This is a genomic window from Propionicimonas sp. (assembly GCF_034927565.1).
Taxonomy (GTDB): domain Bacteria; phylum Actinomycetota; class Actinomycetes; order Propionibacteriales; family Propionibacteriaceae; genus Propionicimonas.
Genome location: NZ_JAYFPT010000050.1, coordinates 18,242 through 30,541, shown reverse-complemented (window position 1 = coordinate 30,541; position 12,300 = coordinate 18,242). Strand labels below are relative to the sequence as shown.

13 protein-coding genes and 4 tRNA genes are annotated in these 12,300 nt (G+C 66.6%); 12 read left to right on the top strand and 5 right to left on the bottom strand.

Features of this window, described 5'->3' with window-relative positions:
• Positions 1 to 68 precede the first annotated feature (68 nt).
• The 6 genes from VB080_RS10315 to VB080_RS10290 all read left to right on the top strand — a co-directional run bounded on the left by VB080_RS10315 (position 69) and on the right by VB080_RS10290 (position 4,461).
• Positions 69 to 992: an ABC transporter permease gene (locus VB080_RS10315; RefSeq protein WP_323418352.1), complete on the top strand. Its 924-nt coding sequence runs from the start codon at positions 69 to 71 to the stop codon at positions 990 to 992.
• A gap of 94 nt (positions 993 to 1,086) precedes the next feature.
• Entirely contained in the window at positions 1,087 to 1,986 is a 900-nt protein-coding gene (locus VB080_RS10310; protein WP_323418356.1) for an ABC transporter permease, read from the top strand.
• A gap of 220 nt (positions 1,987 to 2,206) precedes the next feature.
• Positions 2,207 to 3,154: an ABC transporter ATP-binding protein gene (locus VB080_RS10305; protein ID WP_323418355.1), complete on the top strand. Its 948-nt coding sequence runs from the start codon at positions 2,207 to 2,209 to the stop codon at positions 3,152 to 3,154.
• A complete protein-coding gene (locus VB080_RS10300) occupies positions 3,139 to 4,146 on the top strand; it encodes a dipeptide ABC transporter ATP-binding protein (protein WP_323418351.1) in 1,008 nt (335 codons plus the stop codon). The genes VB080_RS10305 and VB080_RS10300 overlap by 16 nt, the downstream gene beginning before the upstream one ends.
• Before the next feature lie 147 nt (positions 4,147 to 4,293).
• Positions 4,294 to 4,367: transfer RNA gene (locus VB080_RS10295), tRNA-Asp, on the top strand.
• A gap of 18 nt (positions 4,368 to 4,385) precedes the next feature.
• Positions 4,386 to 4,461, top strand: a tRNA-Phe gene (locus tag VB080_RS10290).
• 341 nt (positions 4,462 to 4,802) lie between these two features.
• On the opposite strand, the gene VB080_RS10285 is transcribed toward VB080_RS10290, so the two are convergent.
• The 3 genes from VB080_RS10285 to VB080_RS10275 all read right to left on the bottom strand — a co-directional run bounded on the left by VB080_RS10285 (position 4,803) and on the right by VB080_RS10275 (position 6,102).
• A complete protein-coding gene (locus VB080_RS10285) occupies positions 4,803 to 5,174 on the bottom strand; it encodes a DUF86 domain-containing protein (protein WP_323418350.1) in 372 nt (123 codons plus the stop codon).
• On the bottom strand, positions 5,174 to 5,647 hold the full coding sequence (locus VB080_RS10280) for a nucleotidyltransferase domain-containing protein (protein ID WP_323418349.1): 474 nt from the start codon (positions 5,645 to 5,647) through the stop codon (positions 5,174 to 5,176). Before VB080_RS10280 ends, VB080_RS10285 begins: the two co-directional genes overlap by 1 nt.
• Positions 5,648 to 6,026: 379 nt before the next feature.
• Positions 6,027 to 6,102: transfer RNA gene (locus VB080_RS10275), tRNA-Glu, on the bottom strand.
• A 350-nt stretch (positions 6,103 to 6,452) separates the two neighbouring features.
• On the opposite strand from VB080_RS10275, the gene VB080_RS10270 reads away from it, so the two are divergent.
• The gene (locus VB080_RS10270) at positions 6,453 to 6,923 is read left to right on the top strand and encodes a TM2 domain-containing protein (RefSeq protein WP_323418348.1); all 471 of its coding nucleotides are present in this window, start codon (positions 6,453 to 6,455) and stop codon (positions 6,921 to 6,923) included.
• A 75-nt stretch (positions 6,924 to 6,998) separates the two neighbouring features.
• Here the strand turns inward: VB080_RS10270 and VB080_RS10265 are convergent, their stop codons facing one another.
• A complete protein-coding gene (locus VB080_RS10265; protein ID WP_323418347.1) occupies positions 6,999 to 8,321 on the bottom strand; it encodes an SH3 domain-containing protein in 1,323 nt (440 codons plus the stop codon).
• A 248-nt stretch (positions 8,322 to 8,569) separates the two neighbouring features.
• On the opposite strand from VB080_RS10265, the gene VB080_RS10260 reads away from it, so the two are divergent.
• A complete protein-coding gene (locus VB080_RS10260; RefSeq protein WP_323418346.1) occupies positions 8,570 to 8,923 on the top strand; it encodes a metallopeptidase family protein in 354 nt (117 codons plus the stop codon).
• Between the two features lie 78 nt (positions 8,924 to 9,001).
• Here VB080_RS10260 and VB080_RS10255 read toward each other — a convergent pair whose 3' ends face one another.
• A complete protein-coding gene (locus VB080_RS10255; RefSeq protein WP_323418345.1) occupies positions 9,002 to 9,700 on the bottom strand; it encodes a hypothetical protein in 699 nt (232 codons plus the stop codon).
• Positions 9,701 to 9,747: 47 nt separating this feature from the next.
• Here VB080_RS10255 and VB080_RS10250 point away from each other — a divergent pair.
• The 4 genes from VB080_RS10250 (at position 9,748) to VB080_RS10235 (ending at position 12,296) form a co-directional block, all read left to right on the top strand.
• Positions 9,748 to 9,823: transfer RNA gene (locus tag VB080_RS10250), tRNA-Lys, on the top strand.
• 128 nt (positions 9,824 to 9,951) lie between these two features.
• On the top strand, positions 9,952 to 11,103 hold the full coding sequence (locus tag VB080_RS10245; protein WP_323418344.1) for a tyrosine-type recombinase/integrase: 1,152 nt from the start codon (positions 9,952 to 9,954) through the stop codon (positions 11,101 to 11,103).
• Positions 11,104 to 11,259: 156 nt separating this feature from the next.
• Positions 11,260 to 11,844: a winged helix-turn-helix domain-containing protein gene (locus VB080_RS10240; RefSeq protein ID WP_323418343.1), complete on the top strand. Its 585-nt coding sequence runs from the start codon at positions 11,260 to 11,262 to the stop codon at positions 11,842 to 11,844.
• Positions 11,835 to 12,296 carry a hypothetical protein gene (locus VB080_RS10235; protein WP_323418342.1) on the top strand — a complete coding sequence of 154 codons (462 nt, stop codon included), beginning with the start codon at positions 11,835 to 11,837 and terminating at the stop codon, positions 12,294 to 12,296. The genes VB080_RS10240 and VB080_RS10235 overlap by 10 nt, the downstream gene beginning before the upstream one ends.
• Positions 12,297 to 12,300: the final 4 nt, after the last annotated feature.

Below are 12,300 nucleotides of genomic sequence, written 5' to 3'. Positions count from 1 at the left end.
GCCGGCCTGCCGGAACTTCCGGCAGGCCGGCCGCTGCGGATTCCCGACAGAACCGATAGTTTTCGACAATGGGCAAGTTCATCATCCGGCGCCTGCTGCAGATGATTCCGGTGATCCTCGGATCGACCTTCCTCATCTTTCTCATGGTTTTCGTGCTCCCGGGCGACCCGACGGTGGGCCGCTGTGGCGAACGTCCCTGTCCGCCCTCGTACGTGGAGGCGTTCAACAAGGAGTACAACCTCGACAAGCCCTTCATCGTGCAGTATGTGCTCTATCTGGGCCGACTGCTGCAAGGCGATCTGGGCACCAACTTCTACGGCAACAGCGTCGTTCACGAGCTTGCGATCCGCTACCCGGTGACCATCCGGCTGGCGTTGATCGCGATCGCCTTCGAGGCAGTGGTCGGCATCACTGCCGGCGTGATCGCCGGCATTCGCAAGGGCAAGTTCATCGACTCCTTCATCACCGTCAGCACCCTGGTGGTCATCTCGATCCCGGTGTTCGTGATCGGCGGCCTGTCGCAGATGGTCTTCGGCGTCCGCCTCGGCTGGGCTCCGGTGACCGCCACCGAAGGCACCTGGGAGCAGCTGCTCATGCCGGGGCTTGTGCTGGGTGCGCTGTCCGTCGCCTATGTGGCACGCCTCACCCGAACCACGCTGGTGGAGAACCTGCGCGCCGACTACGTCCGCACGGCGAAGGCCAAGGGGCTGTCGAACAGTCGGGCGATCGGGGTTCACGCGCTGCGCAACTCGCTGGTTCCGGTGATCACCTACATCGGTGCCAGTTTCGGCGGCCTGCTGGGTGGTGCGATCGTGACCGAGCGGATCTTCAACATCAACGGCATCGGCGGTTTCATCTTCCGCAGCATCAACCAGCGAGACGGCACCTCGGTGGTCGGTGCGGTAGTCGTGCTGGTGATCGTCTACCTGTTCGTGAACCTGCTGGTGGACGTGTTGTACGGCCTGCTCGACCCGAGGATCAGCCATGACTGAGCCGTTTGACCAGGCGCCGAAGCAGGCGTCCGTTGTGGACACCGAGGTTCCGCAGACCCGGCCCTCGCCCGACCTGATCCAGGCCGATCCGGAGATGCCGCCCGACGTCCAGACCGTGGCGCCGACCCGTTCGCTGGGCGCCGACGTGTGGGACTACCTGCGCCGCAACCCGTTGTTCTGGGTGTCGGCAGCGCTGATCGTGTTGTTCGTGGTGATGGCTGCCTTCCCGCAGCTGTTCACCAGCAAGGATCCGTTCTACTGCGACCTGAACATGGCACGCCAGCCACCCGGCGAGGACGCGATCTTCGGCTACGACATCCAGGGTTGTGACGTCTACGCCCGTACCATCTACGGCGCCCGCGCGTCCATCCTGGTGGGCGTCCTGACCGCCGTGGTGACCGCCATCCTCGGTTCCGCGCTGGGGACCACTGGCGGCTACATCGGGCGCTGGATCGACACCGTCCTGTCCCGGACGGCCGACATCTTCTTCGCGATCCCGCTGCTGCTGGGCGGCATCGTGATCCTGTACAGCTGGAAGAGCGATCTGAACGACCCCTACGCCCTGCACGTGGGCAAGGTGGTGATCGCACTGGCGGTGCTCGGCTGGCCGAACATCTACCGGTTGATGCGCTCCAGCGTGCTGCAGACCCGTCCCCTGGAGTACGTCCAGGCGGCCCGGGCACTGGGCGCGAACGCCTGGCGGGTCGTCACTTCGCACATCATCCCGAACTCGATGGCGCCGGTGATCGTGGTCTCCACCATCGACCTGGGGGCGTACATCGCCACCGAGGCGACGCTGTCCTTCCTGGGCATCGGGCTGCCCTCCACGATCATCTCGTGGGGGCAGGCGATCTCGAACGCGTCGGGGCTGGGCTTCGTCCGCAGCGCGCCGCACATGCTGTTGTTCCCGTCGATCTTCCTGTCGCTCACGGTGCTGTCGTTCATCATGCTGGGCGAGGTTGTCCGCGACGCCATGGACCCGAAGCTGAGGTGATCTGATGGGGCTTCTTGATAACACAGCAAGCACGCCGGTGACAGCCGTGGCGGCTGCCAACCAACCGGAACCGAACCCGCTGGGCGGTGGTGCCGGCAGACCGCCGGAGGGAAAGGACGGACGGCACCGGGCCAAGACCATATCGCTGCCCGCCGGGCACACCTGGGAGCCGGTCGACGGCAAACTGCTGGAGGTGCGCGACCTGCAGGTCGAGTTCCGGATGCGGGAGGGCGTCGCCAAGGCGATCAACGGGGTCTCCTTCGATCTCTCCGAGCGGGAGACGCTGGCGATCCTGGGCGAGTCCGGGTCGGGCAAGTCGGTGACCGCACAGGCAGTGATGGGCATCCTCGACACCCCGCCCGGGTACGTCACCGGTGGCGAGGTGCGCTACTGCGGGGTCGACCTGCTGCGGCTGCCGGAGAAGCAGCGGCAGAAGGTGCGTGGGGCGGAGATCGCGATGATCTTCCAGGACGCGCTGTCGGCGCTGAACCCGGTCTTCCCGGTCGGCTGGCAGATCGCCGAGATGTTCCGCAAGCACCGTGGCGCCAACCGCTCCGACGCCTATGCCGAGGCGATCAAGCTGATGGAGCGGGTGCGGATCCCGGCGGCCAAGCAGCGGGTGCGGGCCTACCCGCACCAGTTCTCCGGCGGCATGCGGCAGCGGATCATGATCGCCATGGCGATCGCGCTCAACCCTGCCGTCCTGATCGCCGACGAGCCGACCACCGCCCTCGACGTGACGGTGCAGGCGCAGATCATGGACCTGCTGAAGGAGTTGCAGGACGAATCCGGGATGGGGCTGATCCTGATCACCCACGATCTCGGGGTGGTGGCCAATGTGGCCGACCGGATCGCTGTGATGTACTCCGGCCGGCTGGTCGAGACCGCCGGCGTCCGCGAGGTCTACGCCGAGCCTGCGCATCCGTACACCAAGGGCCTGCTGGAATCCGTGCCGCGGCTGGACGGCAAGGGTCAGGAGTTGCGGGCGATCGGCGGCCTGCCGCCGAGCCTGCTGGCGATCCCGCCGGGCTGTGCCTTCAACCCGCGGTGCCGGTATGCCACCGATATCTGCCGGGTGGGGGCGCCGCCCGTCCTGGAGGAGATCTCGAACGGGCGCTTCTCCGCCTGCCACCACACGAAGGAGGTGCTCGAATGGGCGGCGAAGTGATCCTGAAGGCCGACGACCTGGTCAAGTACTACCCGGTCAAGGCGGGCGTCATCCGACGGACGGTCGGCCAGGTGCGCGCCGTGGACGGAGTCTCCTTCGAGTTGTACAAGGGCGAGACCCTGGGCGTGGTGGGGGAGTCGGGCTGCGGCAAGTCGACCCTGGGCCGGCTGCTGATGATGCTGGAGGAACCCACCAGCGGCAAGGTCACCTTCGACGGAGTCGACATGTACTCCCAGAAGGGTGCCGCGCTGCGGAAGCTGCGCCGGGACATCCAGATCGTCTTCCAGGACCCGTACACCTCGCTCAACCCGCGCAAGACGGTGGGTGACATCATCGGCGAGCCCTTCGACATCCACCCCGAGGTCGCGCCCAAGGGGTCGCGGAAGCGCCGCGTACAGGAGTTGCTGGACCTGGTCGGGCTCAACCCCGAGCACGTCAACCGCTACCCCCACCAGTTCTCCGGTGGCCAGCGGCAGCGGATCGGCGTGGCCCGCGGGATCGCGCTCAACCCGAAGGTGCTGATCTGCGACGAGCCGGTGTCGGCGCTGGACGTGTCGGTGCAGGCGCAGGTGGTCAACCTGCTGGAGCGGCTGCAGGCCGAACTCGGTCTGGCGTACATCTTCATCGCCCACGACCTGTCGGTGGTGCGGCACATCTCCGACCGAGTGGCGGTGATGTACCTCGGCCGGATCGTCGAGATCGGGGACGACGCGCAGATCTACGAGCGCCCGACCCATCCGTACACCCAGGCGCTGCTGTCGGCCGTCCCGGTGCCCGACCCGGTGGCCGAGGCGACCCGCCAGCAGATCGTGCTGACCGGCGACGTGCCGTCCCCGGCGAACCCGCCGGCCGGCTGCCGGTTCCACACTCGCTGCTGGCGCGCCCAGGAACTGTGCCGGACCGCCACACCCGAGCTTGTCGCACGTCCGGACGGCACCACCGACCACGCCAGCGCCTGCCACTTCGCCGAGCCGTTGGTGGTCACCCGCTGAGGCGGACGGGGGACGGTGGCCAGCCCGCCGTCCCCCGATTGCTGTCGAGCCTTGCTCGACGATCCTCGTCCTCGGATTTCGCCTCGAACCAGCGGGTACGTTATAGTTTCCGGGCTGGCCAGAAACGGTCAGCACGGCCTTGTTCAAGGCCCCGTGGCGCAGTTGGTTAGCGCGCCGCCCTGTCACGGCGGAGGTCGCGGGTTCGAGTCCCGTCGGGGTCGCTGGAGCTAACGCTCTGGGGCCAGGTAGCTCAGTCGGTAGAGCGTTCGCCTGAAAAGTGAAAGGTCACCGGTTCGATCCCGGTCCTGGCCACCAAGTCCCTAGCCAAGGGCTATTTGGACCAAACCATGGATCTCTGCACATACTAAGGCCCGGACTCGAGCCGGCCAGGAGAACCTGAGTTCCCGGTCACGCAGAGCTGCTGACCACCCACCGCACCGGAGCCCCGCCACCTTCGACGAACACGCCGAAGCACCCGGTGTCTCCCGGACGCACACGCCCGCCCACTCAGAACGCGGCATCGGCGTCATCCTGTCGGCACCTGCGGTGCCGAGGGGAAGCGGGAGTGGCCGACGGCGTAGGCAGCCAGATCGTGGTCGTTGCTGCCGGTAGTCATCTGGTGTCGGCTTCCGCTGTTCCAGATGGGGTTCTGGGGGCTACTCGGCAGCGACGTTCTCGGCGTCGATGAACGCGTTGGCCTGATCGAAGAGCATCTGAAGTGATGTCTTCCACTCGGGCAGGTCGACCGACAGCGTCTCCCAGGTGAGGTCTCGGCTGATCTCGTCGTCCTGATGGATGAGGAAATTGCGGTTGGCCACGGCGATGGCCCACTCGACTCCTTCGGGTGCGAGTACATCGAGTCTGGAGAGCCGGTTGGCAGCCTCGCCAAGCTTCATCATCAGCGAGTCCCCGGCCTCCTGGAGCAGGTCATCGTCGAGGTAGGCTTCCTGACCCTTGGCGAGGATCTCCTCGACGCGCTCCAGCCAGCCCTGGACGTGCAGCAGTTCCTTGGCAGCCTTGCGATCCATCACAGCATCACCGCCTCACGACGGATGTCGTCATCGATGCGCGGCTTGAGCCCGCCCCAACTGACAAGGTCGATCTCGCGGCCGAGCACCCGCTCCAGCAGCATCTTGAACCGTACGAAACCAAAGCTGCCCGTCCCAGCCGGCGCATCCACGAGCAGATCGATGTCAGAGTCGGGCCCCGCCTGCTTGCGCGCGACCGATCCGAAGACCGCGAGGTTGCGGTAGCCATGTTCAGCGGCCAGTGCCTTGAGGATTGGAACGGCTGCTTCGAGCAGAGTCTGCGGGTGCACGTCGTCGAGGTCGGGAGCAAACTTGAGTTGCTGACTGACCGCTGGCTGGCTGATTCCGAGTTCCCTGGCGATCTGGCGCTGGCTCATGCCGCTGGCGAGCATCGCGCGCAGCGCGAGAGTACGCCGCAGTCGCGCAACGTCCTCGTCGCGCCGCGCGTCCCGGTACTCCAGCAGAAAGGTCATAAGATGATCTTATCGCATCGGCGGATCGTCGCCATTCTCTTCGCCGGGGCTGCCGTCTGCATTGGTCGACGTGACAATTGGACTTGCCGTTCAAGGTCAATCTCGGCACGCTCGCCCATCATGTTTCTCAGTGCCCGAGCATCCGACTGGAGTTTCTCGTCTGATGTTCTGGGAGCGGCAGCGATGACTGGTGCAGTGCCTCCGCCAGTCTGGGGAGCCACCACGAGGCCGGCAACTTTCTCACTCCCGATGAACCAGCAGAAGTCCTTGAGTTCAGCCTTGCCCGGACGTGTCAGGTGTGCGAGTTGGGTGATGGAACTCCCGGCCGGCGACAGAGAGGGGTTCTTCTTGGTGGCCGGGAGGATCGGCCTTTGGCCCTTGGCATCCCCAACGGGATTCGAACCCGCGCTGCCGCCTTGAAAGGGCGGTGTCCTAGGCCGCTAGACGATGGGGACCTGACCCGTGAACTATACGGCCCGGCCGCAGCCAGCCCCAAAACCCGGGCGATGCCGGGCCTGGCGAGTGCTCCTGTGTCCGCCGGTGTCCTCAGCCATCCGGATGCTGGTAGCTGCGGGCTTCCGGGGGCGCTGGCCCTGCCGCGATTCCTCGCCACAGCCCGCCGCGTCCGTCGCCGGGACGCGGAACCGTCCCCTGGCTCAGTGCACTGGCCCAGTGCAGCCCGCCGCGTCCGTCCGTCGCTGGGACGCGGAACCGTCCCCTGGCCGGTGCCGTCCCTGTCTCGGGTCTTGGACCAGGGCTTGACCGGCCGTCGGCGAGGGCTGTCCACGCGCACTACCCTTGTGCTGTGAGTAGTGCGGAGTTGCCTCGCCCGGTGCCCGAGCCTGAGCGTGAGCCAGGGCAGGAGGCCTACACGCCGTACCCGGCCTGGGACGAGCCTGATCCGGCCCCGGCCGAGCAGCCGTCCTCGCCTCCGCCGCCCGCCGATCCCGCGATGGTGGTAGTCCCGCACCACGTGGTGTCCGGGAAGGTCCACCTCGACCCGCACACCGGTGAGGCGCTCTCACCGCACAGCCGCTGGGTGGCGGCCTTCCTGCAACTCTTCCTCGGCGGGATCGGTGCCGGCCGGTTCTACATCGGCGATCGCCGCACCGGCTTCAAGGCGATGCTGGTGCTGCTGCTGTGCATTGTGCTGTCCGTCCTGCAGCCGCCGTTCTTCTGGGTGCTGTGGATCGCCTTCGGGCTGTGGTGCTTCGCCGACTTCATCATGATGATCTCTGGCAACATGCGCGACCACGAGGGACGTAAGCTCCACTGAGCTACTGCCGTCCGCGAGGCGCGTGCGGCCGCTCAGGGCAGCCGCACGCGGTATCTCCGGCGGGGGGATGGGTGGTCAACTCAGGAACGACACGTGAACGTGGTCGTAGTGGTTCTCGGTGTCACTGCCGCGATCGGCCATCTTGACCCACGTCCCGCGGGAGATGGTGTAGCTGCGCTGCCGCCAGATCACGTACTTCACCTTGTACTTCTTGGCGTTGGTGATGGCGAAGTCAGCGATCTTGTCACCGAGTGCCTTGTTGGTCTTGTAGGAGGGGATCATGATGTCGAGCGCCCGGCCACTGGGATGGTCGGAGGAGTAGGCGCTGGAGGCCCGCCAGCCGTACATCGTCTTGATCTGGGGGAAGTTCTCCCGGATCACCGGGACGAACGCCTTCGCGGTCGGCTGCAGCTTGTCCAGGCTGGAACTGCCGAGGGACTCCTCGGGCTTGGTGGCGCTCAGGTACTCGCTGGCCACCCAGGCCAGCTTGCCGGCGAAGATCACCTGGGTGAACTTGTTCTTGCTGGTGCCGGTGGACTGCAGGACGGCGCCCTTCTGGAGCGTGGCGAGCTTGCCGGAGTCCGCGGTGGCGTCGGCGCGGACATTGACCGCGCTGGCAGTGACGTAGAGAAGGCCCACGGAGGTCGGCAGTGTGATGTTGCCACTCTGCGCGGTCGGCTTCAGGTAGCCGGAGAGGATCCAGGCGACCTTGCCCTGGTGGACGATCTGGCTGTAGCTGCCCTCGTGCTTGCCGGTGAGCCCGACGGTGGTGTTGGGCTGCAGGTCACCGAGCGTGCTGGAGTTCGGGTCCGGCGACGTCCGCATTGCCAGCAGGGAGGTGGTGATGAAGGTGCCCGCGATGTCTGGGAGAGAGTCGGGCTCCGGGTCGGGTGTGCTGGTCTTGGCCAGGTAGGCGGTGTACATCCAGCGGACCTTGCCGTCGACCTTCACCTCGCTGAAGGCGCCACTGGCGCGGCCGGTGACGTCCACCGCGGCGCCCTTCGTGAGCACCTTGACGATGTCCGACTTCAGCGTGGCCTTGGCGCGGACGTTGACGTTCACCGTGGTCTTCTTCGTCCCGGCCGGTCCGGCGATGATCGGACCGGTGGTGGTCTTGGCGGTCGTCACGTAGGCGGCGAAGACATAGGCGGTGGTGTTGTCGAAGGCGATCGGCCGCCAGTCGCCCGAGACCTTGCCGGCGCCGTGGACGAGTTCGCCCTTCTGCAGGGTGCGCAGGATCTTGTTGGAGGTGCCGGGCCCGGAACGGATGTTGACGTTCACCGTGGCGGCGAGGACCGTGGTCGCGGCACCGGCGGAGGTCGACAAGGCGATCCCGGCGGTGCCGGCCAGCATGGCCGTCGTCACCGCCCAGCTGATCGCCGCGCGAACCTTGCTCACTGTCTGGTCCCTTTCCTCGTGGGGGAAGTCATTCAGTCCGGGGGAGAGGCACTGGGGCCGGTCTTCCCCGTGCCGGGCAGATCACGTCACACCTGACCCACCTGACACACCCGCCCCAGCTACCTCAACGGGTCGAGACTCTAGGGACACCGGAGCGTGGACGTCACGGGCCGGTTCGACGCCAGCACCGCCGTAGCCACGCGCGGGGGCCTCGGCGGGGGCTTTGCCTGACGCCCTAGGGTGGTGGCATGGCAGTGGACATGAGCCCGGAGGAGTTCGATCTCCTGGTCGACCAGGCCCTGTCAGAGATCCCCGGGAGGTTCCTCGGGCTGATCGAGAACTGTGTGGTGATCGTTGAGGACGAACCTGCCCCCTCCGACCCCGAGTTGTTCGGCTACTACGACGGTATTCCCTTGTCAGAGCGTAGTTTTCAGTATGGGGGCGTGCTCCCTGACCGAATCGTCATCTTCCGTGGGCCGCTGCTGCGGCACTGTCTGGACGCCGATGAGGTGGTCGAGGAGGTACGGATCACGGTGTGGCATGAGGTGGCCCACTTCTTCGGTATCGACGACGGCGAACTGGACGAGTTGGGCTACGCCTGACCGCGTCCGACCTGCCGGCGAGCGCGTCCGGGAACTCACCTTGAGCGGTGGTTGAGCTTTGCCGTCAGGTCTTGAGTGTTACTTGAGAGCTGGCTGAGCAGGAAGCGGCCAGGACTTCCGGGCGTCGCTCAGCCAGGTGCCACAGCTGCCGAGCTGGTCGGCCGGCAGCCAGTCGGCCCGCAGGTCGTCGGCCTCCACCAGGTGGCCACCGGTGAGCGAACACAGCGAGCGCCGCTGATCGCGGTCAGGCAGGAGCACCAGCAGGCAGGGCAGCGTGCCCTGAACCTGATTGGCCTGCAGGGTGCCCAGCACCTGGGCATCGGCCTGGGGCGCAACCACCACCAGCGGACGGCTGGCGTCCCGGGCCAGCTTCAGCGCCGGGAGCAGCTCACGGACGGTTGTCAGGCCGTCCGCGCACACCAGGACGAGAGGCTGTTCGTGGACCGCCCAGCCCGAGGGTTCGTCGGTGACGAATCCCGACGCCGCCCACCCGGCCGGGACACTCGCGGTCGCTGTGATGCGCGCGGTCAGCTGGCTGCGGGTCGCCTCGTCGAGTTCGGCTAACGGCCGTCCTTCCGGATGCACGGCCGCCTCAAGCTCGCTGAGGTAGCGGGGTCGTTGCTCGCCCGGCTGAAAGCGGGGAATCGTCCGGTCGGGCGGGTTGGCAAGCAGGTCCTGCTGCCGCCTGGTGGTGGCCCGGTCGGACAGCCAGCCGTAGGCGACCACCGCCGTCCCGATGACCAGGACGGCCACGATGCCCCAGATGCCCGCGTCCATGACTCAAGTGTGCACGGCCCAGCCACCGCCGGTACGATGTGGACGCAGGGCCTATAGCTCAATTGGCAGAGCAGCGGACTTTTAATCCGCGGGTTCTGGGTTCGATTCCCAGTGGGCCCACCAGCAGTTTCAGCGTCACGACTAGGGGAAACGCTCTCTCAGGTCAGTCGCTCTTGTGGTCACGTGAGGTCGCTCGTAGGCTGTCTTATCGCACGTAGATCGCACGAAATAGCGCGATCTGGAGGCCTCGGATGGCTGAGCGGAGAGACTTCGGCTACATCCGGAAGCTGCCCTCGGGCCGCTACCAGGCTAGCTTCACCGGGCCGGACCTGGCCCGGCACAAGGCGCCGGTGACCTTCGAAGTGAAGGACTCGGCGATCATCTGGCTGCACAACGAGAAGAAGCTGATCGACCGGGCCACAACCGACAACGAACGCTGGCTCTCGCCCGTTGAGCGCGCAGAGGAGGCCCGGATCCAGGCCGAGCCGGGGGAGCTGTTCGGCGAGTACGCGTCCCGCTGGATCGACGAGCGCCGCAATTCCAAGGGCGAGCCTCTGCGGGCTCTGACCAAGAAGGACTATCGACAGGTGCTGGCCACGTACCTGGACCCGACTTTCGGGAGCCGTCCCATCGATCGGATCACCCGTACCGACGTCCGCACCTGGCACGCGAGCTTGGCTAAGGTGACCCCGAGAGCCCGGACGAAGGCGTACGGCCTCCTGCGGGCGATCATGAACAGTGCCGTCGACGACGAACTCATCACGGCCTCTCCCGTCCACATCCGCGGCGCCGGTGCGACGACGACCAAGCGTCCGGTCGAGCCGGCGACGCCGGCGGAGATCGAGCTGATCGCCGACAACATGCCGCCGAGGCTCCGCGCCGCCGTCTGGATCGCCGCGTGGTGCGCGCTGCGCTACGGAGAGCTCGCCGAGTTGCGCCGGAAGGACATCGTCGTGGCGATCCACCAGATCAAGGTGCGCCGGGCCGTGACGTTCCCGCCAGGCGGCGCCGTGGTCGGCCCGCCGAAGTCGGACGCCGGCTACCGCGACGTCTCGATCCCGCCACACGTGTGGCCGATCGTCGAGGAGCACCTGGCGACCTACGTCCAGCCCGGACCGAACTCGCTGCTGTTCCCGGGCGAGGCCCACGGCCACATGTGGCACTCAGTGATGTTCGGCCACTTCTCGAAGGCGAGGGCGGCCGGCCGCAACGACTTGAAGTGGCACGACCTCCGCCACACCGGCGCAACGATGGCCGCCCAGGTTGGTGCTACGACGGCCGAGCTTCAGGCAAGGTTGGGGCGCTCCACCTCGGTGGCGGCCCAGCTCTATCAGCATGCCGCGAAGGACAGGGATCGTCAGATCGCAGAGCGCTTGTCAAGGCTTGTTGGCGATGCTCTGTAGGTTGCGGACCCCGCTGAAGCGATGGCTGCACCCGGCGGCCTTGCAGGAAGCACCTGGGCCAGACCGCTGAACCGCAACCCCAGCTTCTTTCCAGACTTCGAGCCGGCTCAGCCAGCGCTCTTGACTATCGATATACCGGATAATAACATCCGTTATATGAGAACAGAGGCTCCGTTGCTCGCGCCGGTGTTCCGGTCGGAGGGTCAGGCGCGCCTCCTCGCCGTCCTGCTGCTGGGAGAGGCCGAGCTGAGCATCACCGACCTCGCGGCACGCGCTCACCTCGCCTATCCGACTGCCCATCGAGAAGTCACTCGCCTACTCGACGCCGGCATCCTCGCAGAGCGCGGGGTGGGGCGAAGTCGCCTGATCCGGGCTAATCCGGACAGTCCGCTGACCGATCCACTGCGGCAGATCCTGCTGGTCGCTACAGGGCCGGTGGCGCTGCTCGCTGAGGAGTTCGCGGCGGTGCCTGGTGTCGAGTCTGCATTCCTGTACGGCTCCTTCGCCGCACGCATGCAGGGCATCGACGGGCCAGCCCCCCAAGACATCGACGTCATGGTCGTGGGCACTCCCGACGCAGCGGCGGTGTACGACGCGTGTGAACGTGTTGAGCAGTTGGTCGGACGGCCGGTGAACCCGACGATCATCACTCACGAGGAGCTGAGCCGCGAGTCGGGCTTCCTCGATCACGTCCGGGCCAACCCGATCGTGCTTGTTACGGGTGAACTCCCATGGCGTTGAGCACCCTCACGACGGAGCAGCAGCGAGCCGTTGACGACCTCGTTGCGCATGGACGCATCGCTGCCGTCCCGGCCGATCTCGCCAAGGCGCTCATCTTCATGAGGCAGGCACAGGATGTGATCGCCGATCTGCCGCATCTGACCAAGCCGCAGAACCGCTACAACCTCGCCTATGACGCGTGCCATGACGTCGGGGAGGCCGTGCTCGCGGCGTTCGGCTACCGCACGCTGAGCGGTCCGGGCCAGCATGAAGCTGTCGGGCGCTTCCTGCGCGCGGTCATGGACCGACCGCCCGGTGATCGGGACGCGCGGCGCTTCGACCAACTGCGTAGATCCCGTAACCAGCAGCGCTACGACGCCCGGCCGGTCGGAGAGGCAGAGGCTGACCTCGCCGCGCGGACGGCTATCGCACTGTTCGCGGCAGCAGTCGCGAGGGGCGTCCCAGATAGCTAAAGCC